The 19,478-nt window shown below is 58.6% G+C and carries 21 protein-coding genes; 9 read left to right on the plus strand and 12 right to left on the minus strand.

Annotation, left to right across the window (positions count from 1 at the left end):
• Window positions 1-145 precede the first annotated feature (145 nt).
• Window positions 146-1,039 carry an NAD(P)/FAD-dependent oxidoreductase gene (locus ACUTJJ_RS00365; protein WP_445540936.1) on the plus strand — a complete coding sequence of 298 codons (894 nt, stop codon included), beginning with the start codon at window positions 146-148 and terminating at the stop codon, window positions 1,037-1,039.
• Here the strand turns inward: ACUTJJ_RS00365 and ACUTJJ_RS00370 are convergent.
• Window positions 1,036-1,812 (minus strand): AraC family transcriptional regulator, encoded by a 777-nt coding sequence (locus tag ACUTJJ_RS00370; RefSeq protein WP_445540937.1) that lies wholly within the window; start codon window positions 1,810-1,812, stop codon window positions 1,036-1,038. The two genes, ACUTJJ_RS00365 and ACUTJJ_RS00370, sit on opposite strands and share 4 nt — an antisense overlap.
• A gap of 94 nt (window positions 1,813-1,906) precedes the next feature.
• Here ACUTJJ_RS00370 and ACUTJJ_RS00375 point away from each other — a divergent pair, with 94 nt between their 5' ends.
• Complete coding sequence (locus ACUTJJ_RS00375; RefSeq protein ID WP_209085923.1) at window positions 1,907-2,314, plus strand: DUF2000 family protein; 408 nt, start codon at window positions 1,907-1,909, stop codon at window positions 2,312-2,314.
• A 63-nt stretch (window positions 2,315-2,377) separates the two neighbouring features.
• On the opposite strand, the gene lepA is transcribed toward ACUTJJ_RS00375, so the two are convergent.
• The 3 genes from lepA to ACUTJJ_RS00390 all read right to left on the minus strand — a co-directional run bounded on the left by lepA (window position 2,378) and on the right by ACUTJJ_RS00390 (window position 5,748).
• Window positions 2,378-4,204: a translation elongation factor 4 gene (gene lepA / locus ACUTJJ_RS00380; RefSeq protein WP_144576155.1), complete on the minus strand. Its 1,827-nt coding sequence runs from the start codon at window positions 4,202-4,204 to the stop codon at window positions 2,378-2,380.
• A gap of 72 nt (window positions 4,205-4,276) precedes the next feature.
• Window positions 4,277-5,146, minus strand: a complete 870-nt coding sequence (locus tag ACUTJJ_RS00385; RefSeq protein WP_445540938.1) for a carbon-nitrogen hydrolase family protein — start codon at window positions 5,144-5,146, stop codon at window positions 4,277-4,279.
• Complete coding sequence (locus tag ACUTJJ_RS00390) at window positions 5,143-5,748, minus strand: GNAT family N-acetyltransferase (RefSeq protein ID WP_445540939.1); 606 nt, start codon at window positions 5,746-5,748, stop codon at window positions 5,143-5,145. Before ACUTJJ_RS00390 ends, ACUTJJ_RS00385 begins: the two co-directional genes overlap by 4 nt.
• 72 nt (window positions 5,749-5,820) lie before the next feature.
• Here ACUTJJ_RS00390 and ACUTJJ_RS00395 point away from each other — a divergent pair, with 72 nt between their 5' ends.
• The 3 genes from ACUTJJ_RS00395 to ACUTJJ_RS00405 all read left to right on the plus strand — a co-directional run bounded on the left by ACUTJJ_RS00395 (window position 5,821) and on the right by ACUTJJ_RS00405 (window position 7,436).
• Complete coding sequence (locus ACUTJJ_RS00395; RefSeq protein ID WP_445540940.1) at window positions 5,821-6,222, plus strand: ketosteroid isomerase-related protein; 402 nt, start codon at window positions 5,821-5,823, stop codon at window positions 6,220-6,222.
• 95 nt (window positions 6,223-6,317) lie between these two features.
• Window positions 6,318-6,899, plus strand: coding sequence for a helix-turn-helix domain-containing protein (locus ACUTJJ_RS00400; RefSeq protein WP_445540941.1), 582 nt, complete (start codon window positions 6,318-6,320; stop codon window positions 6,897-6,899).
• 18 nt (window positions 6,900-6,917) lie between these two features.
• Entirely contained in the window at window positions 6,918-7,436 is a 519-nt protein-coding gene (locus ACUTJJ_RS00405; RefSeq protein ID WP_445540942.1) for a GNAT family N-acetyltransferase, read from the plus strand.
• 5 nt (window positions 7,437-7,441) lie between these two features.
• Here ACUTJJ_RS00405 and ACUTJJ_RS00410 read toward each other — a convergent pair whose 3' ends face one another.
• Window positions 7,442-8,515, minus strand: a complete 1,074-nt coding sequence (locus ACUTJJ_RS00410; RefSeq protein ID WP_445540943.1) for an alpha/beta hydrolase family protein — start codon at window positions 8,513-8,515, stop codon at window positions 7,442-7,444.
• Between the two features lie 143 nt (window positions 8,516-8,658).
• On the opposite strand from ACUTJJ_RS00410, the gene ACUTJJ_RS00415 reads away from it, so the two are divergent.
• Window positions 8,659-9,753, plus strand: coding sequence for a helix-turn-helix domain-containing protein (locus tag ACUTJJ_RS00415; RefSeq protein WP_445540944.1), 1,095 nt, complete (start codon window positions 8,659-8,661; stop codon window positions 9,751-9,753).
• Between the two features lie 7 nt (window positions 9,754-9,760).
• Here the strand turns inward: ACUTJJ_RS00415 and ACUTJJ_RS00420 are convergent, their stop codons facing one another.
• Window positions 9,761-10,864: a TRAP transporter substrate-binding protein gene (locus ACUTJJ_RS00420; protein WP_445540945.1), complete on the minus strand. Its 1,104-nt coding sequence runs from the start codon at window positions 10,862-10,864 to the stop codon at window positions 9,761-9,763.
• Window positions 10,865-11,041: 177 nt separating this feature from the next.
• The gene (locus ACUTJJ_RS00425; protein ID WP_445540946.1) at window positions 11,042-11,515 is read right to left on the minus strand and encodes a group III truncated hemoglobin; all 474 of its coding nucleotides are present in this window, start codon (window positions 11,513-11,515) and stop codon (window positions 11,042-11,044) included.
• A 137-nt stretch (window positions 11,516-11,652) separates the two neighbouring features.
• Here ACUTJJ_RS00425 and mbfA point away from each other — a divergent pair, with 137 nt between their 5' ends.
• The 3 genes from mbfA (at window position 11,653) to osmF (ending at window position 14,819) form a co-directional block, all read left to right on the plus strand.
• Window positions 11,653-12,636, plus strand: a complete 984-nt coding sequence (gene mbfA, locus ACUTJJ_RS00430) for an iron exporter MbfA (RefSeq protein ID WP_445540947.1) — start codon at window positions 11,653-11,655, stop codon at window positions 12,634-12,636.
• Window positions 12,637-12,790: 154 nt separating this feature from the next.
• On the plus strand, window positions 12,791-13,834 hold the full coding sequence (locus ACUTJJ_RS00435) for an AbrB family transcriptional regulator (protein ID WP_445540948.1): 1,044 nt from the start codon (window positions 12,791-12,793) through the stop codon (window positions 13,832-13,834).
• A 73-nt stretch (window positions 13,835-13,907) separates the two neighbouring features.
• Complete coding sequence (gene osmF, locus ACUTJJ_RS00440) at window positions 13,908-14,819, plus strand: glycine betaine ABC transporter substrate-binding protein OsmF (protein ID WP_445540949.1); 912 nt, start codon at window positions 13,908-13,910, stop codon at window positions 14,817-14,819.
• A gap of 234 nt (window positions 14,820-15,053) precedes the next feature.
• On the opposite strand, the gene guaA is transcribed toward osmF, so the two are convergent.
• The 5 genes from guaA to ACUTJJ_RS00465 form a co-directional block, all read right to left on the minus strand.
• Window positions 15,054-16,631: a glutamine-hydrolyzing GMP synthase gene (guaA, locus tag ACUTJJ_RS00445; RefSeq protein WP_445540950.1), complete on the minus strand. Its 1,578-nt coding sequence runs from the start codon at window positions 16,629-16,631 to the stop codon at window positions 15,054-15,056.
• 82 nt (window positions 16,632-16,713) lie between these two features.
• Window positions 16,714-17,352: a 5'-methylthioadenosine/S-adenosylhomocysteine nucleosidase gene (locus ACUTJJ_RS00450; RefSeq protein ID WP_209085899.1), complete on the minus strand. Its 639-nt coding sequence runs from the start codon at window positions 17,350-17,352 to the stop codon at window positions 16,714-16,716.
• Window positions 17,349-17,798 (minus strand): PaaI family thioesterase, encoded by a 450-nt coding sequence (locus ACUTJJ_RS00455; RefSeq protein ID WP_209085889.1) that lies wholly within the window; start codon window positions 17,796-17,798, stop codon window positions 17,349-17,351. Before ACUTJJ_RS00455 ends, ACUTJJ_RS00450 begins: the two co-directional genes overlap by 4 nt.
• A gap of 80 nt (window positions 17,799-17,878) precedes the next feature.
• On the minus strand, window positions 17,879-18,331 hold the full coding sequence (locus ACUTJJ_RS00460; RefSeq protein ID WP_445540951.1) for a TspO/MBR family protein: 453 nt from the start codon (window positions 18,329-18,331) through the stop codon (window positions 17,879-17,881).
• A 51-nt stretch (window positions 18,332-18,382) separates the two neighbouring features.
• Window positions 18,383-19,477, minus strand: a complete 1,095-nt coding sequence (locus ACUTJJ_RS00465) for a DUF1513 domain-containing protein (RefSeq protein WP_445540952.1) — start codon at window positions 19,475-19,477, stop codon at window positions 18,383-18,385.
• Window position 19,478: the final 1 nt, after the last annotated feature.

Raw genomic sequence — 19,478 nt, forward strand, 5'->3', positions numbered from 1 at the left:
TCGAATCCGTATTTCGTCCAAATGCTACCAGTATTGCTGTGACGTAACAATATAAGTTGCATGACCCTTGACGTCTAAAATCATGTAACAATATAAGTGTCGTGAAATGGCGGCACGTATGTCCGCCTGAACGGAGGGTGTGCCCATGAAATTCGACGTTATCATTATCGGTGGCAGCTATGCCGGCCTGACCGCGGCCTTGCAGCTTGGCCGCGCCAGAAAGAGCATCCTGATTATCGACGCTGGCGAACCTAGAAATCGTTTCGCCAGCCATTCGCACGGTTTTCTCGGACAGGATGGCAGGGCGCCGGGGGAGATCGTTGCCGAGGCGCGACACCAGCTCGAACGTTACAACACCATACAATGGGCCGAGGGCAGGGTGACCGACGCCGCTGGGTCATTCGGCGATTTCGTTGTCATGATCGATGGTAACCGACAGGAAAAGGCGGACCGGCTCATCCTCGCCATGGGCGTGACCGATGACCTTCCCGACATCCCCGGGCTAAAGGAGCGGTGGGGCTCCTCCGTCTTTCATTGCCCCTATTGCCATGGCTATGAACTCGATCGGGGCAAGATCGGCGTCATTGCAGCTTCGCCCATGGCTATCCACCACGGGTTGATGCTTCCCGACTGGGGCGAGACGACCTTTTTCACCAACGGGATGTTCGAGCCGGATGCGGACCAGCATGCGCTTCTGGCAGCACGCGGTGTCCACCTGGAGGCGGTTCGGATCAGGGAGATTGCGGGGCATGCGGACGTCGTTCTGGCGGATGGGCGCAGCATGGCCCTGGCTGGCCTCTTCACACAGCCGAAGTTGCGGATCAGCGCCAACTGGATCGAAAAACTCGGCTGCAAGATCGACGAGGGGCCGATGGGATCGACCATCGTCACCGACCCGATGAAACAGACCACCGTCCGCGGGGTCTTCGCTTGCGGCGATGTGGCAAGAGCAGCCGGCTCGGCTGCGCTTTCCGTCGGTGATGGCGCCATGGCGGGCGCTGCGGCGCACCGGTCCATTCTGTTTCCAGAGATGAGTTAGCGTGAGACAAGGCTTAGCCAGCGGCCGGGCGGCATGCCGAAGGCATTCTTGAAATGCCGGGTGAAATGCGCCTGATCCGCGAACCCGCAGGCAAACGCCGTTTCTGCAAGCCCTGCACCCGTGCGCATCATTTGCTTGCACTTTTCCAGTCGCCGCATGATGAGGTAGCGGTGCGGACTTGTACCCAACAGACACCGAAAATGCCGGAAGAGCGTGAAGCGGTCTATCCCGCTCACCTGTTCTAGTTCCTGTGACTCAACGATCTCCGCGCTGTTCTCCAGCAGATAGTCCCGGCACCGCAGAACGGCGGCGCGGTCGATCCACTTTATGGGCTTTGGGCTTCCGTTCGAATGTTTCCAGAGCAGATCCGAAAGCCGCGATTGCCAGTCAGTGAGAAGCAGGCTGTCAGGTTCGCTGGCGAGATTACCGAGTGCCTCCGTCAGGCATTGGCGAAATTCTTCATCCTCAATGACCGCACGTGTGGCAAACGGCAGCGTATGACACCCCGCCTGCGTCGTTTTCTCGGGCGGAAGGTAAAGCATGCGATAGTGAAGCCCTTCCTCGGTGCCTGCGCCGCCGTCATGGACCTCATCTGGATGCAGCACGATGACGTTTCCGGGCATGCTGAAATGCGACGTGCCGCGATAGGTAAAGGTCTGGACGCCGGAAAGCGTGACGCCCAATGCATAGGTATCATGCCGATGCGGCGCATAGGCGTTGCCGTGAAAGCGCGCGTCTATACGCTCTATGCCCTCGCTGGAACGGGCTTGCACGATCCCTTCAAATTTGCACGAACGTTCAAGATCGTTGCTGCTCCGAGGCGCTATCGTTGCTTCTCTTTCGTAACCACAGCCAGATTGAGTTCGCATGTTTGATACCAAGATCGCCATTATTCTTCGCGATGACCTTGCCGTATGGCAGAAATTGAACGTCACCGCATTCCTCATGTCCGGCATCGTCGGCCAGACCCGAGAGATCATCGGGGAAACATACCGCGACGGAGCCGGCAACGTCTACAATCCCCTTTCCATCCAGCCAATCGTCATTATGGCCACGGATCAGGAGGTGCTGCGCAAAATTCACCAGCGATCGCTGGAGCGGGACGTCACGACTTCGCTCTACATCGAGGAGATGTTTTCCACCGGCCACGATGCCGCCAACCGACAAGTCTTTTCGGAGTTTTCTCCCGATAACGCCAAAGTCGTCGGCCTGGCGCTACGCGCGGATAAAAAGATCGTCGACAAGATCACCAAGGGTGCGAAGCTGCACGCCTGATCGCCAGACGCAAAAGGGAGGCCATGAGCCTCCCTCTAATTGCACTTGCGGATGCGTTGGCGCTTATTCGTCGTTCATCTTCAGAGCGGCGATAAAGGCTTCCTGCGGGATTTCAACCTTGCCGAACTGGCGCATGCGCTTTTTGCCTTCCTTCTGCTTGTCCAGGAGTTTGCGCTTGCGCGTCGCGTCGCCGCCGTAGCATTTCGCGGTCACGTCCTTGCGCAGCGCACGCACGGTTTCGCGGGCGATGACCTTGCCGCCGATGGCCGCCTGGATCGGGATCTGGAACATATGCGGCGGAATGAGTTCTTTCAGCTTTTCGCACATGCCGCGCCCGCGCCGGTCGGCCGCAGAGCGGTGCACCAGCATGGAGAGGGCATCAACAGGATCGCCGTTGACGAGGATCGACATCTTGACGAGATCACCAGCGCGATAGTCAATGATATTGTAGTCGAAGGACGCATATCCCTTGGAGATCGATTTCAGACGGTCGTAGAAATCGAACACCACTTCGTTGAGCGGTAGCTCATAGGTGATCATGGCGCGGTTGCCGACATAGGTCAGCTCCGTCTGCAGGCCGCGCCGGTCCTGACAGAGTTTCAGGATGCCGCCGAGATATTCGTCGGGCGTCATGATCGTCGCCTTGATCCACGGCTCGCGGATTTCCTTGATCTTCACCACGTCGGGCATGTCCGCCGGGTTATGAAGTTCCTTTTCCGTGCCGTCCGTCAGCGTCATTTCGTAGACGACCGACGGTGCTGTGGCGACGAGATCGAGATTGAACTCCCGCTCAAGGCGCTCCTGGATGATTTCGAGATGCAACAGGCCGAGGAAGCCGCAGCGGAAACCGAAGCCAAGGGCGGCAGACGATTCCATTTCGAAGGAGAAGGAAGCGTCGTTGAGGCGGAGTTTACCGACCGCCGCGCGCAAATCTTCGAAGTCGGCGGCATCGACCGGGAAGAGACCGCAGAACACCACCGGCTGCGCAGGCTTGAAGCCGGGCAGCGCCTGCGCCGTCGGGCGCTTGTCGTCGGTGATGGTATCGCCAACGCGTGTATCGGCCACTTCCTTGATCGAAGCGGTAATGAAGCCGATCTCGCCGGGCCCGAGGCTGTCGACCGTGACCATTTTCGGGGTCAGCACGCCGACGCGCTCGATGCCGTATTTCGCGCCCGAGCCCATCATGCGGATCTGCTGGCCCTTGCTCAGCACGCCATCGATGACGCGCACGAGAACCATGACGCCGAGATAGGTGTCGTACCAGCTATCGACCAGCAGCGCCTTCAGCGGGCCGTTTTCGCCGACTTCGCTCTTCGGCGGCGGCAGACGGTTGACGATGGCTTCCAGAACGTCGGGAATACCAAGACCGGTTTTGGCCGAAATCATCACAGCATCGGAAGCATCGATGCCGATGACTTCCTCGATCTGTTCCTTGATGCGGTCAGGTTCGGCCGCGGGCAGGTCGATCTTGTTCAAGACCGTGACCAGCTCGTGATTATTGTCGATCGCCTGATAGACGTTGGCGAGCGTCTGGGCTTCCACACCCTGCGATGCATCGACCACCAGCAGCGAGCCTTCGCAGGCCGAAAGCGAGCGGGACACTTCATAGGCGAAGTCGACGTGGCCGGGAGTGTCGATAAGATTCAGCACATAGGTCTCGCCGTTATTCGCCTTGTAGTGCAGGCGCACGGTCTGGGCCTTGATGGTGATGCCACGCTCGCGCTCGATATCCATAGAATCGAGAACCTGTTCCGACATGTCGCGTTCGGCAAGGCCGCCTGTCGACTGGATCAACCGGTCGGCCAGCGTCGATTTGCCGTGATCGATGTGGGCAACGATCGAGAAGTTGCGGATATGGTCCAGGGGCGTGCGGGTCGAATTTGTGCTCATGTTCCGCGCTATAGCAGGGGCTTGTCATGCCGCAAAGCGGGAATTTGGTTAAAAGCCCTTTAAAATGGGCTTTCAGACCGCAAATTGCTCAGGCCAGTCGCGGCGGGTGGCAACCTGCCCCTCGGTGCGGAGTCTTGCCACGGCGGCAAGATCAATATCGGCAATCAAGAGCGTGCTTTGCGTCACGGCATCGCTTTCGCTTTCCCCGATGATGCCGGATGCGGGCATGCCGTAGTCCGACGGCACATAAAGGGCAGCACGACCACGATTTTCATCGACAGCCGGGGACCATGGCGCTTCGCCGGCCGTGGGGGATGACAGCACCGCATACTGATTTTCCAGTGCCCGCGCCTGCGCGCCGATGCGAACCCGATAGGCCCCGGCGAGCGTATCGGTGCAACTCGGCGCAAGGACCAGATCGACGCCGAGCTCGGCCAGCTTGCGGCCAAGCATCGGAAACTCATTGTCGTAACAGATGAGGATACCCAGCCTCCCAATCCGGGTCTCGAAGGCTTTCAGACCCTCGACGCCAGCTGCAATATTCCATTGTTCCCGTTCGAACCGGGTCATGATCTGCTTGTCCTGATAACCGATCAGCCCGTCAGGTCCAAATAGCCACGCCCGGTTGCGGAACTTGCCGTCGGGGTCTTTCACCGGCGCACTGCCCGGCTGGAAAAGGATTTGATGTTGCCGCGCCAGCTCTTCGCAAAGCTCTACCCAAGAGGGGATGAGCGGCTGTATCTCTTCAATGGAACGGTGCAGATCGGAGCGCGCATCGGGTGACAATTGCCCGGTCAGCGTCATCGCCGAATATTCCGGCAGCAGCAGCAGTTCGGCGCCCTTTTCCTTGGCCTCGCGGACGATGGCGGAAAGATGCGCGGCATAGGCCTCCCATGTCTCGATCAGTTCGATGGCATATTGGCTGGCCGCTAACCGTGTCATTCGTTTCCATCTCCGGCCATGGGTTTCATCCAGAAGGACAGTGTTTTCGGGCTTTCGCTGGTTTCATCCAGGTCCTGCCAGGTGAAGCTGGTGCGCAATTCCGGATGATGGCGATAGCCGCGCTTTTCCCAGAAGCCATTGAGCGGCACGTAATCGCTCGGCCGGCGGGGATGGTCGGCCGGCCGCTCGACAGCGCAGAAGGTGCACTGGTCGAAGCCGAGCCTCTTTGCATGCGCCTCCCGTTCCTCGAAGAAGCGCACCCCTATCCCGTGACCGCGATAGCTGGCCAGCAGCACGCTTTCACCGAAATAGAACATCCGGTCCGGATCGTAACCTGCCTTGACGAAGGGAGCCTTCACCTCATCGGTCTCCGCCGCCATTGGCATGCCGGTGGACATTCCAACCACTCTGCCGTCATCGAGCGCCAGCACGAAAACCGCGCCGTCCGTATCGGCATAGGTCGAGAGATATTTGCGCTCGTAATCCAGCGAGCCGTCATAGAGGTAAGGAAAAGCGCGAAACACCTCGATCCGCAGGCGCGCGAGGTCATCGAAATAGGATGTGGCGTCAATGCCGGAAAGAGACTTGATTTCGACGGTCATGGGCATTTCACTTTCGGTTGCACTGGTTATACCGTGGTGGAGAAGCCGCGCAAGCACTGAACGGAGACGATAATGACCGCTGCCGAAACCATCCGCGCCTATTACGAAGCCTTCAATCGTCAGGACATGAATGCTTTTCTGGCGCTGCTTCACGATGAGGTGGTGCACGACATTAATCAGGGCGAACGCCAGACCGGCAAGGCCGCCTTCGCTTCCTTCATGGACCATATGAACCGCTGCTACCGCGAAAACCTCACCGAGATAGTGATCATGGCGAGCGAAGACGGCACGCGGGCATCTGCGGAGTTCGTCGTTAACGGGGAATATCTGGCCACCGACGAAGGCCTGCCGGAGGCGAACGGTCAGACCTATGTGTTGCCGGCCGGCGCATTCTTCGAGTTGAAGGACGGCAAAGTCAGCCGAGTAACGAACTACTATAATCTGAACGACTGGATTGCCCAGGTCGGCGCCTGAGACGTTCTTTTGCCGCAAAGCCACCAGCGGCAAAGAAGATGATAGTTTCCATTATCGTGGATATTGACTCCATCATATGAGAGTGCAATTCTCATATGATGGAAAATGAAGATCATATTCTTGAGCGCTCTATCGGCGAGCGGATCAAAACGTTACGGGCTGAAAACGGCCTGACGCTGGACCGTCTCGCGTCCGAATCCGGCGTCAGCCGCGCCATGATCTCCCGCATCGAGCGCGGTGAGGCGAGCCCTACGGCCTCGCTGCTGGCCCGCATCTGCGCAGCCCTTGGCCTGTCGCTTTCCGGTTTCTTCGCTGAAAATGAAGAGGCTGTTTCCCCGCTCATGAAAAAGCGTGATCAGCAGCTCTGGAAAGATCCGGAGACCGGTTATGTGCGCCGCGCCATTTCCCCGCCGCGTGTGGGATCCGATGTCGATATCGTCGAAGTCGAATTTCCGGCCGGCGCGCGCGTCGGCTTCCCTCCGCATGCGGCGAGCCGGGGGATGACGCAATATGTCTGGCTTTTCGAAGGTGTGCTGGAAATGACGAGCGGCGGAGAGGTTTATCGGCTGGAGCCGGGCGACTGCCTGTTCATGCCTGTTGGAGAGGGGCATGTCTTCCACAATCCATCTGAAAAACCCGCCCGTTACGCCGTCGTGCTCGATCAAAGACAGCGTTGATTTACCCAAGGAGTATTCATGGCAACCATCCACGTGTTGAACGGGCAACAGACGATCGATGCCCTGCCTGAGCTTTGCGACGTCCTCGCCGCCTGCGTGAATGGCGGCGCGTCCGTTGGCTTCATGTTGCCTTTTTCGCCGCAGGATGCGGAGCCTTTCTGGCGATCCGTCGCGGAAAATGTAACGGACGGCAGCACCATCCATGTGGTCGCTGAAGTGGAGGGCCAGGTGATGGGCACCGTGCAGGTGGGTCTCGCTTCCAAACCCAATCAACCGCATCGCGGCGATCTCATGAAGCTTCTCGTGCATCCCTCGGCACGTGGTCTCGGCCTCGCACGCAAGCTCATGCAAAGGGCGGAAGAAGAAGCGGCGAAGCGTGGCCGCAGCCTTCTGGTGCTGGATACGGCCACGGGCAGCGATGCCGAGGCGATTTATCCTCGCCTCGGTTGGGAACGGGTGGGCGTTATCCCGGACTACGCCCTGTTTCCCGATGGCCGCTATTGCGGCACGACCCTGTTTTACAAACGGATCGGCTAAGGCCTCTATTGCCCCGGCTTCAGCGTCCGGTTGAAGGCGTCGATGATGATCTTCTCGAGTTCTGCGTGGATTTCGGCCCGGTCTCGCGGCCCGGCCGGTTCGCAGATTGGATCGCGCTCGCCGATGGATTTGAGAAACGCATCCGCATCCGGTTTGCACAACGGCAGGAAGCTGAAATGATTGGCCCCGTCCACTCGGTGGTAGATGGCGCCGGGCACATCCTCCGCGAGCTTGTCCGCCAGCACAGCCGCCGGAATTTTTCCCTTGCTGCCAAGATTGATGAAGGTCAGCGGAATGTCGACCTTCTGCAAGCTCTCCTGTTTGAAGGCCAACGCCAGACCGGGATCGACGAGTACGGCGGAGCGGATACGCGTGTCGCGGTTCTGCTGCTCGAAACGGGCTTTGTCCAGAGATCGCAGATCAAGCTTCGGCACGTTGACCGGTTCGTCGTTCTGGTAACCCCGTCCGCCAGCAAACCACTGGCAATCTGGCATCGTGGCATAGTCTTCGCAATAACGCGAATAGGCATCAAGATCGGCGCGCGCGCCCGAAATCTCCATGGCGGCGCTGCCGCCCAGCGAAAAGCCGAGAACGCCGATTCTGCGCGCATCGATAGAGGCCGACCATTGGCCTTGTGTCGTGAGGGCCGTGACGATTGTAGAAAGATCGCCGGTCCGTTCCCAGATTTTAGGCGTATCGGCCGGCGTGGAATCGCCGCTGGTCGTGCCGGGGTGGTTGGCTCCGGCCACAATGAAACCTTCGCTGGCAAGTTTCGAGGCGATCCAGGACATGCTGCGCACGCTGGCACCCGAGCCATGGGAGAGAAGCACCAGCGGAAGACGGCCAGACTGCAGCGCAGCGTCCTTGAAGGCGGATGTGTCCTGAAAAATGCGGTCCTCGCCTGAAAACACCTGCGTGCCCTTGCCGTCCGTTGGATACCAGATCGTCACAGCAAGGTCCTTGCCCCGTTCAGGCGAGTGAATGGCAATGTTGCTGACGCCGACAGCCTCACCCGCAAAAAGCGGTTGGGTGGCCAGAGCGGAAAACAGTAAGGTCGTAATGGTGGTGAAGGTGTGCATGAAAACCTCGTGCAGTGAAAGGAACGAGGTGCAGTCTGCGCCAGCGCCGCTTTTCCGCGTCCTTAATCGCGTTTCAGGTCGTACCGAAACGCGATCTGGTCCATGACTGGGCAATATTGAGTCTCGCTGATGGGATATCGCTCGTGCTGTTCATTCCGCTGCCTTTTGTCGTGGCGCTTCTGTTGATCGTCATGTTCATCGTCTTCCTGCGAAGCGGAGACGATGTGCGGACCAACCGGGCCTTTCTGGCGTCCATTGCCCTTTGCGCCGTGCAATCCATCCTTGTCGGCCTGCGCTGGGGGTACGGTATCAGCGAAATACGTTATGTTCTGCCGATCCTTGCCGCCTGCCTGCCGCCGCTCGTCTACATCGCCTTTCGCGGATTGATAGGGGCGGGGGCCGAAAGCCGCAGAACGATGCTCGCCAGTCTGCTCGTGTCGCCATTGTTGATCGTCGTGCTGGAATTTACCCTTCCCGCTGCGATTGACCTTGCCCTGATCGTCCTCTTTGTCGGCCATGCCGTCGCGCTCCTTCTTCTGGGGAGGAAGGGCCCGGATGGGCTTGATGAGGCGCAATTCGCCAACGTTGGCTCGGCGCATCGGGCGCTGATCATCGCTGCCATTGCTTTGTGTGTTTCCGCTCTTTTCGATCTGCTGGTGTTTTTTGATTTCCAGTGGGCGCGGGGCGAAAATGTCGCAGCCCTCGTCAGCAACGCCAATCTTTTTGGCCTGCTCTTGATCGGCCTCATGGCTGCTCTCGCCGGTAAAAGCAAAGCGCCACAAGCGGCCGCGGAGCCGGTTTCTGATTTGTCGCCGTCGGCAGAACCATCCGAACAGGACAGGGACATCGTCGCAAGGATCGACCGTTTGATGGAGGCGCACGCGCTTTACCGCGACGAGAACCTCAACCTGTCCCGGCTTGCACGGCGCCTCGGCCTGCCAAGCCGGCAGATATCCGGTGCGATCAATCGCTTGCTCGGCATCAATGTCTCGCAATATGTCAACCAGCTGCGCATCCGCGAAGCCTGCCGGCTTCTCGAGGAAACGCAGCAATCGGTAACGGCGGTCATGTTCTCGTCCGGCTTTCAGACGAAGTCGAACTTCAACCGCGAATTTCGCCGCGTGACCGGAATGAGCCCGGTTGACTGGCGTGAGAGGGAGGTGTGGAAGCTGGTCTCGTCAAACAAAACGGCCACCCAGCAGATGCAGGATGACCGTCTAAAGATCGTCAGTAAATGATCGCGGATCAGAGCGTGCCGTTGCGCTGCTGGATCATCATGTAGGTATCATAGGTATATTCGGCGATCTGGGCCCAGAGATAGGCGTCCTTCTTGAAGGCCTGCTGGCTTTCGTAGATCTTTCTGAAGCTCTCGTTCTTGGCTGAAATCTCAGCATAGGTTTCCTGCGCCGCCTTGTGGCAGACATCCAGGATTTCCTGGCTGAAGGGGCGCAGGATGGCGCCCTGTGCCACGAGTTCCTTGAGCGCCTTCGGGTTGCGGGCATCGTAGCGCTCCAGCATGCTGGCGCTGCCGGCGGCGCAGGCGTCTTTCAGGATGCGCTTGTAGTTCTCTGGCAGATCGTTGAACTTCTGCAGGTTGACGAAAGCATGCACGGCCGGGCCGCCTTCCCACCATGCCGGATAGTAATAGTACTTCGCGACCTTGTAGAAACCGAGCTTCTGGTCGTCATAGGGACCGACGAATTCGGTGGCGTCGATCGTGCCCTTTTCCAGCGCGGCATAGACATCGCCGCCGGCGATCTGCTGCGGTGTCACGCCAACCTTCTGCATCACCTGGCCGGTCAGGCCGGCGATACGCATCTTCAGACCCTTCAGGTCGTCGATGGTATTGATTTCCTTGCGGAACCAGCCGCCCATCTGGGCACCGGTGTTGCCGAGCAGTACCGAGTAGATATTGTGCTGGGCGAGGAATTCATTGAGCAGCTCGTTGCCGCCGGCCTGGTTGAACCAGGCATTCGTCTGGCGCGCATTCAAGCCAAAGGGAACCGAGGTGCCGAGCGCGAAGGTCGGGTCCTTGCCAACGTAATAATAGGAACAGGTATGCGCCATTTCGACGGTTCCTGCCGTTACGGCGTCCGCGGCCTGCAGCGCAGGAACGATCTCACCACCGGCAAAGTGCTGAATGACGAAGTTGCCGCCCGAGGCCTCCTTCACATGATCGGCGACAATCTGGCCCGCACCAAAAAGAATGTCGAGTCCCTTGGTGAAGGACGACGTCATGCGCCAGGTGATCTTCGGGTTTTCCTGTGCGATGGCCGGGGCGGCCAGCGCAGTTGCGGTCACACCGGCGCCAACGGCGCCCGCCTTGCGAATAAATGATCTGCGATCCATGTCGATAAGCCCTGCTATGCTGCATACTCAGGCGAACCGCACGGTACGCCTCCCGCTGGCTACTAAACATTTATCACAGTGATCAGCAAGGGGAATGTTTAGGACCTGCATGATCTCTCGCGAGGCTGACAGGTGTTGGTTTGAGCGCGCATTTCTTGGTTGGTCGTGCTACGTCGGCTATGGCGTGACCGGCTTCAAGGCAGGGTCGTCAAGCGCAGGATTATAAAACAGTGAAAGCGTCAGGCTTTTCGCGATGCGCTCTGCCGTTTCCATGAACCAGTCATGGGCCTCTTTGCTGGGCGCGATATCATCAAGCGTGGCTGAAAACAGCGCGAGCCACTGCGGAAAAAGCCCTGCGGACATGCCCTTTACGCCCAGATGCGCCTGCACCGGTTTGCCCCCGTAATGACCGTCTTTGAAAGCAATCGCCGTCCAGAATTGCTTCATTCTGGCCATGTGTTCCGGCCAGCGTCCGGCAAGCCGCGCATCGAACACGGGGCCTAACGTGGGATGTTCAAGAACACGGCTGTAAAATGTCTCCACGAGCAGGCTAATGAAGGCGGCATCGACGCCGATATCAGCCATCGCCTTTTCGGCCTTCTGCTTGATGTCGGCATGATGGGCGGCACGCCCTGTGATCTGTTGCTGCATCGTTTTTCCTTTCAACCGGATTTATACCCCGACAACGTCGGCTGCAATGCGACCTATCGTCTTTTGGAATAATTCTAAAATGTCTTGATCCTGATATAAGTCGGATGTATTTAGAATTATTCTAAAGAGGTCCCGCGATGTTCCGTAGTCTTTTCTCTCTTTCCAAACGCCCCTTTTCCTCCCTGAGCGAGCAGGAGATTCTCGCGCTTGCCATCTCCTCCGAAGAGGATGATTCCCGGATCTACCGGTCCTATGCCGATCATCTTCGCGGCCAGTATCCGCAATCGGCCAAAGTCTTCGACGATATGGCAGAGGTCGAGCAGCAGCACCGGAATGTCCTGATCGAGATGCATCGCGAGCGTTTTGGTGAGACGATACCGCTGATCCGCCGTGAACATGTGCGCGGTTTTTATGAACGCGCACCGGATTGGCTGGTGAAGAACTTGTCGCTCGACAAGATCAGGGCCCAGGCGGAATTGATGGAAGCGCAGGCCATCCGGTTTTATGACGAAGCGGTCAAGCGTACGACCGACGCCTCGACGCGCAAGCTCCTCGGCGATCTGGCGGAGGCTGAACGGGGCCACGAAGATATCGCCCATATGCTGGAGGAAAAACACCTCGATGAAAACGGGCGGACGGAAGAGGAGGAAACCGCCAAGCGGCAGTTTCTCCTGACGTATATTCAGCCTGGTCTCGCCGGACTGATGGACGGCTCCGTCTCGACGCTGGCGCCGATCTTCGCGGCGGCATTCGCTACGCAGGACACATGGCAGACCTTCCTCATCGGTCTTTCCGCTTCCGTCGGTGCCGGCATTTCCATGGGCTTTACGGAAGCCGCCCACGATGATGGCAAGCTTTCAGGACGTGGATCGCCGCTGAAGCGGGGTCTTGCATCGGGCATTATGACGGCTGTCGGTGGCCTCGGTCATGCGTTGCCCTATCTCATTCCCCATTTCTGGACCGCAACAGCCATTGCAGCCATCGTCGTTTTTGTGGAACTCTGGGCCATCGCCTTCATCCAGAACCGTTTCATGGAAACACCCTTTCTGCGCGCGGTGTTTCAGGTCGTCCTCGGTGGCTCACTGGTGCTCGCGGCCGGGATCATCATCGGTAACGGCTAGTGAATTGAGAACGCGACGGCGTTTGATCCCTAACGCCGTTGCCATTTATGAGACACGCGTGAAATCGACTATTTCTCGCCCGGCAGGTTGACGCGGCGATGCGAAGCGTGTGCATCTGGTGTGGAGCTTTTCAAAGCAACCAACCAACGCCGCAATGATCATTAAGCCTGAATTTCACACTTTTGCGCTCACCGCCCTCGTTGGCAGCATCGGCGCCCTGCTTGCCAGCCTTCTCGGTGTTCCCGCCCCGTTTCTATCGGGGCCGGCGCTTGCGGTGACGCTGACCGGCCTTGCTGGCGTGAAACTTGGAATTCCCGTCGCCATCCGCAACGCCTGTTTTGTCGTCGTCGGCATTTCCATGGGAACGAGCGTCACGCCTTCGGTGCTTGACGCCGCGAAGACATGGCCGCTGAGCTTCGTTGTCGTGCTCGTTGCCGTCGTCATCATGCTTTACGTGGCCTATTGGATATTGCATTACGGTTTCGGCTACGACCGGACGACCGCGATGCTCGGCGCCTCTCCCGGTCATCTCAGCTATATCATCAGCCTTGGCGCAGAGACGAAAAGCGACCTTGCGACCGTCAGCATCGTGCAAAGCGTGCGCGTGTTGGCGCTCACACTTTCGGTGCCGCTGATCGTCGAATATTTCGATCTCGTCAGTACCGAGCCCCTGCTGACGAAGCCGCCAATGGACCTTCTCACTCTCGGCCTCACCATTGTGGCCTCCCTGGTAACCGGCTGGCTTTTCCTGCGCTGGAAGTTCCCGGCGGCGCTGTTGCTGGGCGGCGTTGCGATTTCCATCAGCACGCACATTACCGGCCTCACCGAGGGCGGCGTGCCGACATGGCTCAGCTTGCCGGTCTATGTCCTGATTGGCTGCCTGATCGGCACACGCTTCTCCAATGTTTCGCTGCTGGAGGTGCGGAAAGGCTTCGTTGCGGGTTTTGTGGTTACCATCGCCGTCATGGTGATCGCCGGCAGCATCGCCTGGTTCATCTCATCTGTCACGGGCGTTCCCCTCAACGCCGTCATGATCGCTTATTCCCCCGGCGGCCTCGAAACAATGGCGGCGATGGCCGTCATGATGCATGCAGATACGGCCTATGTCGGCTCTCACCATGTGATCAGACTGTTATTTCTTTCGGTGCTGATGCCTCTTGTCATGGGCAAGGGGGCACGGATGCGAGATGGCGGCTGACCGTCATTTCATGTTCTGCCGGGGTTGCAGTGACAATTTCATCTGAAGGGCGCTGAGGTATGGAGAACCATGTATGAAACGCTTGATGATGTTGACAGCGGCAGGACTTGCGATTGCCTTTTCAGCTACCGTTGCGCAGTGCCAAGTGGTGGTCTCGTCGAAGATTGATGAGGAGAGCGCCGTTCTCGGCAACATCATCCTCGCCGTCCTCAACCATAACAAGATCGAAACCACTTATCGTCTTCGGCTTGGAACCACTCCAGTTATACGCAAGGCGATGATCGCGGGAGAGATCGACATCTACCCCGAATACACCGGCAACGCCGCGTTCTTTTTTTCCAGGGCGGACGATCCGCTCTGGAAAGGCGCTTCGACAGCGTATGAGGAAGCGAAGAGACTGGATTATGACGCCAACAAGATCGTCTGGCTGACGCCATCCCCTGCGAACAGGGCTTGGGCTATTGCGTTGCGCAAGGATGTTGCCGACAAGAACGAGCTAAAGACGCTGTCCGACTTCGCCAGATTTGTCGTCGAGGGCGGAACAGTGGTTGTTGCGGCTTCATCGGAGTTCATTCATTCGGCCGCAGGATTACCGGCCTTTCAGACCGCATACGGCTTTACCTTGAAGTCTGATCAGCTGACCACTGCTTCCGCCGGAAATACTGCGTCCACCATTGCCGCGGCAGCAAACCGGACGGACAACGCCAATGCGGCAATTGTTCATGGCACGGATGGCGGCATCTCTCGTTCCGATCTTGTTGTGATGGAGGATGACAAGCACGCGCAATCGGTCTATCAACCCGCGCCGATCATTCGCGAAGACGTTCTAAAAAAACACCCTTTCATTAAGCAACTTCTGAAGCCCGTATTCGCTGCGCTTGACCTTAAAGCGTTGCAGGAACTGAACGCGCGCGTTCAGCTTGGCGGCGAATCGCCGAAAGAGGTAGCGATCGACTTCCTGATCAGGAATGGCTTCGTGAAGTGACACTTGCTAGTGGCGGGGAGCTTTCGCGATGCTCGGTGCATTGAAGTGATCTGCGACTGCCGCTTATGACTCTCGGCGGGCGTGAGCAATTGCGATCCTTCGTTGGCCTCAATCCCCAGATGTTCCACCTCGCCAAGCAGAACAGAAACGCCGCGAACCAGTCGCGGCGTTGTCTTTAAAGCGAGGTTTGACGCTTCATATTGAGGGACCACATCAACCGTGTCGATGTAGCCCTTATTCCCACTCGATCGTGCCGGGCGGCTTGCTTGTCACATCGTAAACGACACGGTTGATGCCGCGCACTTCGTTGATGATGCGGGTTGCCGCACGGCCGAGGAAATTCATGTCGTAGGGATAGAAATCGGCGGTCATGCCGTCTACCGAGGTCACTGCGCGCAGGGCGCAGACGAAGTCATACGTGCGATAGTCGCCCATGACGCCTACGGTCTGCACCGGCAGAAGCACGGCAAAGGCCTGCCAGATGGTGTCGTAGAGACCCGCCTTGCGGATTTCATCGAGATAAATCGCATCCGCCTTGCGCAGAATATCGAGCTTCTCGCGCGTGATCGCGCCGGGGCAGCGGATTGCAAGACCCGGACCAGGGAAGGGGTGGCGACCGATGAAGCTTTCCGGCAGGCCGAGTTCGCGGCCGAGCGCACGAACTTCGTCCTTGAAGAGCTCGCGCAGCGGTTCCACAAGCTGCATGTTCATGCGCTCGGGAAGGCCGCCGACATTGTGGTGGCTCTTGATGGTGACGGATGGGCCACCGGAGAAGGAAACACTTTCGATGACGTCGGGGTACAGCGTCCCCTGCGCCAGGAACTTTGGTGCACCCTTGCCATCGGCAGCGATCTTGGCCGCTTCGGCCTCGAACACTTCAATGAACAGGCGGCCGATCGTCTTGCGCTTTACCTCAGGATCGGAAACGCCAGAGAGTTCGCCGAGGAAGAGGTCGGACGCATCGACGTGAACGAGCGGAATATTGTAGTGGTCACGGAACATGCCGACGACCTGCTCGCTTTCGCCAAGCCGCATCAGGCCGTGGTCAACGTAAACGCAGGTCAGCTGATCGCCGATCGCCTCGTGGATGAGGATAGCTGCAACCGAGGAATCGACGCCGCCGGACAATGCACAGAGCACGCGACCAGTGCCGACCTGCTCGCGGATCTTGCGGATCATCTCGGCGCGATAGGCCGCCATCGTCCAGTCGGATTTGAGGCCGACGATCTTATGCACGAAGTTGGAGAGCAGCTTGCCGCCATCGGGCGTGTGCACCACTTCCGGGTGGAACATGGTCGTGTAATAGTGACGCTTCTCGTCAGCCGCGATGGCGAAAGGAGCGTTCTCGGAGGTTGCGATAACTTCGAAACCTTCCGGCAGCTTCGTGACGCGATCGCCATGGCTCATCCAGACGGGATAGCTCTTGCCCTGTTCCCAGAAACCGTCGAACAGTGGGCTTGCCTTCTTGATGTCGATATCGGCACGGCCGAATTCCGCCGCATGGCCACCTTCCACGACACCGCCGAGCTGCGTGCAGAGAGTTTGCTGACCATAGCAGATGCCAAGGATCGGAACCTTGCTGTCAAACACTGCCTGCGGTGCGCGCGGGCTGCCTTCCGCCGTTACCGATGCCGGGCCGCCCGAGAAGATTACGCCCTTCGGCTGAAGCTTCTCGAAAGCCTCTGCGGCGTTCTGAAACGGATGGATTTCGCAATAGACCCCGGCTTCGCGGATGCGGCGCGCAATCAGCTGCGTCACCTGGCTGCCGAAATCGATGATGAGAATGCTGTCGGGATGGGCTATCTGGGTCATGGCGAGCCTTTAAAGAAAATGACGGCTTTAGGCAACCCGCATGGAAGCGGCAATGGGCGGAAATTTGCGAAAATCGCAAGGTTTAAAGGGCGATCGAACCGTCTTTGATGGCCCGCGACAGGCGCTCGACAACCTCCGCCAGCTTTTCATCGATGATATCAAGATATTCCGTCCAGTCATCGACATGCTTCACATCCGACTTGCCATCGGAAATGCCACGCAGAGCGACGAGCGGAACGCCGTAGCGCTGGCAGGCGCGCAGAACCGCAAACGTCTCCATGTCCACCATATCGGCATCGACCAGACCGTAGGCAGCACCGGAAACGACATTGGCGCCGGTTGAGAGCCTTGCCTCCGCAACATCGGGGATACGCAGTGGTAATGGCACCTCGACTGGCAGGTCCAGGAAAGGCGTACGCCCCTTCTCGAAACCGAAGGCGGACGCATCCATATCGCGGTAGGACACCGACACCGCCTGATAAATGCCCGTTTGCTCCAGCGTTCGCGACCCGGCAGAGCCGAGCGAGACGACAAGATCGGGCAGGTGATCCGCGGCATCGAGGCCGGCAAGAACCGCCGTCACTGAACTTGCCGCTTCGACCGGGCCAACGCCGGTCATCAGTGGGGCAATCCGTGCCTGGAGGTGAGGGCCGTATTCGGCGGAAGCAGCCATGACGAAAAGAACGGATTTATCCGCGACATGCAAAAGCCGGTAGCTCATCCGGTAATGTCCTCACGCCCTTTCACCACCATCATGGTGCCCGTCATCGAGGCGATCAGCTTCGCGGGCCCATCTGACAGCGCGTAGGCGCGACCATCGGCAACGATCAGATTGTTGCCGGGCTTGATGATTTCACCACGAAACAGAAACCGCTCACCTCGCCCCGGCGACATGAGGTTCACCTTGAATTCGATTGTCAGGAGTGAAGCGTCCGGCTCGATGATCGTGTAGGCGGCATAGGTGCAGGCTGTATCCAGACCGGCAGCAATAACGCCCGCATGCAGGATGCCGTGCTGCTGCGTCAGCTTATCGTGGAAGGGTAGCTCAATTTCCACCAGTCGGTGTTCGATCCGGCTGATCTCGGCATTGATCGCCTGAACGACACCCTGCCGTGCAAAGCTGCTTTCTATCCGCTGACGAAAATCGCCGGGATCCGTGATCTCCATGGCTTACCCTGCCTGCTTCTACCTGATCGCAAACTGACATGGCGCGCCGCGTCAGGCAAGGCAAGGGGAATAGCGGCTTTTTAGTTCAACACGACGATGCTGGCGTTCAAGGCAGTGGCAAAAGCGACCCACAGCGCGTAAGGCGCGAACAGCAGGCTCGACAGCCGGTCGCGGGTAAAAGTCAGAACCATGAAGGCGATGATGCAGATTAGCATGGGGATGATGATGACGAGCGCGCCGACCGGGCTTTGCATGCCGAAAAAGATGGGCGACCACAGGAAATTGAGGACCATCTGTGTGAACCAGAGGCGCATCCGCGTACCCGTGGGCCTTCTGATCCAGGTGCGCGCACCCGCGATGCCGATCAGCACGTAAAGCGTTGTCCAGACTGGACCAAAAATCCAGTTCGGTGGATTGAAGAAGGGCTTTTGCAGCGACTGGTACCATTCACCAGGCACATTGTTGACGCCGATGAGAGCTCCGATGGCGACAACGGCGACGATAAAAACAATGTAGACGGTGAGGTTTTTCATGACGCTTCCAATGCGCGGCCCATATTTTTGTTCCCAAGCCTTTTCAATATTTTAGCCCGCGATGCGCACGATATGCTGGTCCCACGCGACGTCGCTGCGAATGGATCCGAAAAATCCATCATAGGAGGAAACCGCGATACCCTTGGCGGCGGGGGCCACGCCTGCAGCTTCGCGCATGGGCGTCTCGGAAACGACACGACCGGATTTTGCATCGAGCATCACCGCGGCGTTGCCATTGGGCGAGGTGAGGCCCACCAGCCCTTCGTGTCTGTTGACCGCGATGGCCCCGACATAATTGGCAAGGCGTATCGTTGTCTCCTCCGGCAGATCAAGGAAGGTTACATCCTCTCCCCTGGAGAAGTGGCCGACGAGCGGCGGAAGATCGTTGCGTGGTCCCTCATATTGGCATGCGAACCAGATACGGCCATCGTCACCAAGATCAACATGGCGGGTGGAAAGCTGCCGTAGTTTTTCCGGCATAGCGTGTTTCTGGATCAACCGGCCCGCTGCGGCATCCAGCAGCACGAGGGAAGGCTGCATCGCGTCGATATTGAGTTTCGTGCGGCCGAAATCCGGATGGGTTTCGATGCCGCCATTGGCGATCACGATCAGCCGACCATCATCGCTGACCGTCATATCGTGTGTGCCGATGCCGTGCGCGTCATATTCGCCGATGCGGGCAAAGCCGTTGCGGGCGTCATAAAGGCCGATAACACCGCGATTGCCATCGAAATCGTTTTCGCTGGCGTAGAGGATCGAACCATCCGGCGAGAACTGCCCGTGACCGTAGAAGTGGCGGTTCTCCGGCGTATGCATCACGACAGGTTCGCGCCGCCGCGTAGGGTCGAATGCCATGAAAAATGTGCCGGGACGGCGCGAAAAGGCCACAGTCATGCCGGTCGCGTGGCTGGTCGCCAAGCCATGGGCCCGAGCGGGAAGGGTGACCCGGTCGATGATCTCGCCCGCTTCGCTTACCGTTGCAATGCCGTAGGAGCCATCGCGGGCGCGGAAGGCGGAGGCAAAGACAGCGTCGGTTCTCTCCAGTGCATGGAGTGACCGTGGAGCAAGAGCAGCGAGAAAGGGAATACCCGCCGCCTTGATGAAGCTGCGCCGGTCTATCAGCAGCGGTCGACGATCCGGTGCCATC

This window comes from Agrobacterium sp. DKPNP3 (assembly GCF_052686535.1).

Coding starts and splice junctions, on each gene's coding strand:
- ACUTJJ_RS00365 (WP_445540936.1), top strand. CDS start 146: ATGAAATTCGACGTTATCATTATCGGTGGCAGCTATGCCGGCCTGACC.
- ACUTJJ_RS00375 (WP_209085923.1), top strand. CDS start 1,907: ATGTTTGATACCAAGATCGCCATTATTCTTCGCGATGACCTTGCCGTA.
- lepA (WP_144576155.1), bottom strand. CDS start 4,204: ATGAGCACAAATTCGACCCGCACGCCCCTGGACCATATCCGCAACTTC.
- ACUTJJ_RS00385 (WP_445540938.1), bottom strand. CDS start 5,146: ATGACACGGTTAGCGGCCAGCCAATATGCCATCGAACTGATCGAGACA.
- ACUTJJ_RS00390 (WP_445540939.1), bottom strand. CDS start 5,748: ATGACCGTCGAAATCAAGTCTCTTTCCGGCATTGACGCCACATCCTAT.
- ACUTJJ_RS00395 (WP_445540940.1), top strand. CDS start 5,821: ATGACCGCTGCCGAAACCATCCGCGCCTATTACGAAGCCTTCAATCGT.
- ACUTJJ_RS00400 (WP_445540941.1), top strand. CDS start 6,318: ATGATGGAAAATGAAGATCATATTCTTGAGCGCTCTATCGGCGAGCGG.
- ACUTJJ_RS00405 (WP_445540942.1), top strand. CDS start 6,918: ATGGCAACCATCCACGTGTTGAACGGGCAACAGACGATCGATGCCCTG.
- ACUTJJ_RS00410 (WP_445540943.1), bottom strand. CDS start 8,515: ATGCACACCTTCACCACCATTACGACCTTACTGTTTTCCGCTCTGGCC.
- ACUTJJ_RS00420 (WP_445540945.1), bottom strand. CDS start 10,864: ATGGATCGCAGATCATTTATTCGCAAGGCGGGCGCCGTTGGCGCCGGT.
- ACUTJJ_RS00425 (WP_445540946.1), bottom strand. CDS start 11,515: ATGCAGCAACAGATCACAGGGCGTGCCGCCCATCATGCCGACATCAAG.
- mbfA (WP_445540947.1), top strand. CDS start 11,653: ATGTTCCGTAGTCTTTTCTCTCTTTCCAAACGCCCCTTTTCCTCCCTG.
- ACUTJJ_RS00435 (WP_445540948.1), top strand. CDS start 12,791: ATGATCATTAAGCCTGAATTTCACACTTTTGCGCTCACCGCCCTCGTT.
- osmF (WP_445540949.1), top strand. CDS start 13,908: ATGAAACGCTTGATGATGTTGACAGCGGCAGGACTTGCGATTGCCTTT.
- guaA (WP_445540950.1), bottom strand. CDS start 16,631: ATGACCCAGATAGCCCATCCCGACAGCATTCTCATCATCGATTTCGGC.
- ACUTJJ_RS00450 (WP_209085899.1), bottom strand. CDS start 17,352: ATGAGCTACCGGCTTTTGCATGTCGCGGATAAATCCGTTCTTTTCGTC.
- ACUTJJ_RS00455 (WP_209085889.1), bottom strand. CDS start 17,798: ATGGAGATCACGGATCCCGGCGATTTTCGTCAGCGGATAGAAAGCAGC.
- ACUTJJ_RS00460 (WP_445540951.1), bottom strand. CDS start 18,331: ATGAAAAACCTCACCGTCTACATTGTTTTTATCGTCGCCGTTGTCGCC.
- ACUTJJ_RS00465 (WP_445540952.1), bottom strand. CDS start 19,477: ATGGCACCGGATCGTCGACCGCTGCTGATAGACCGGCGCAGCTTCATC.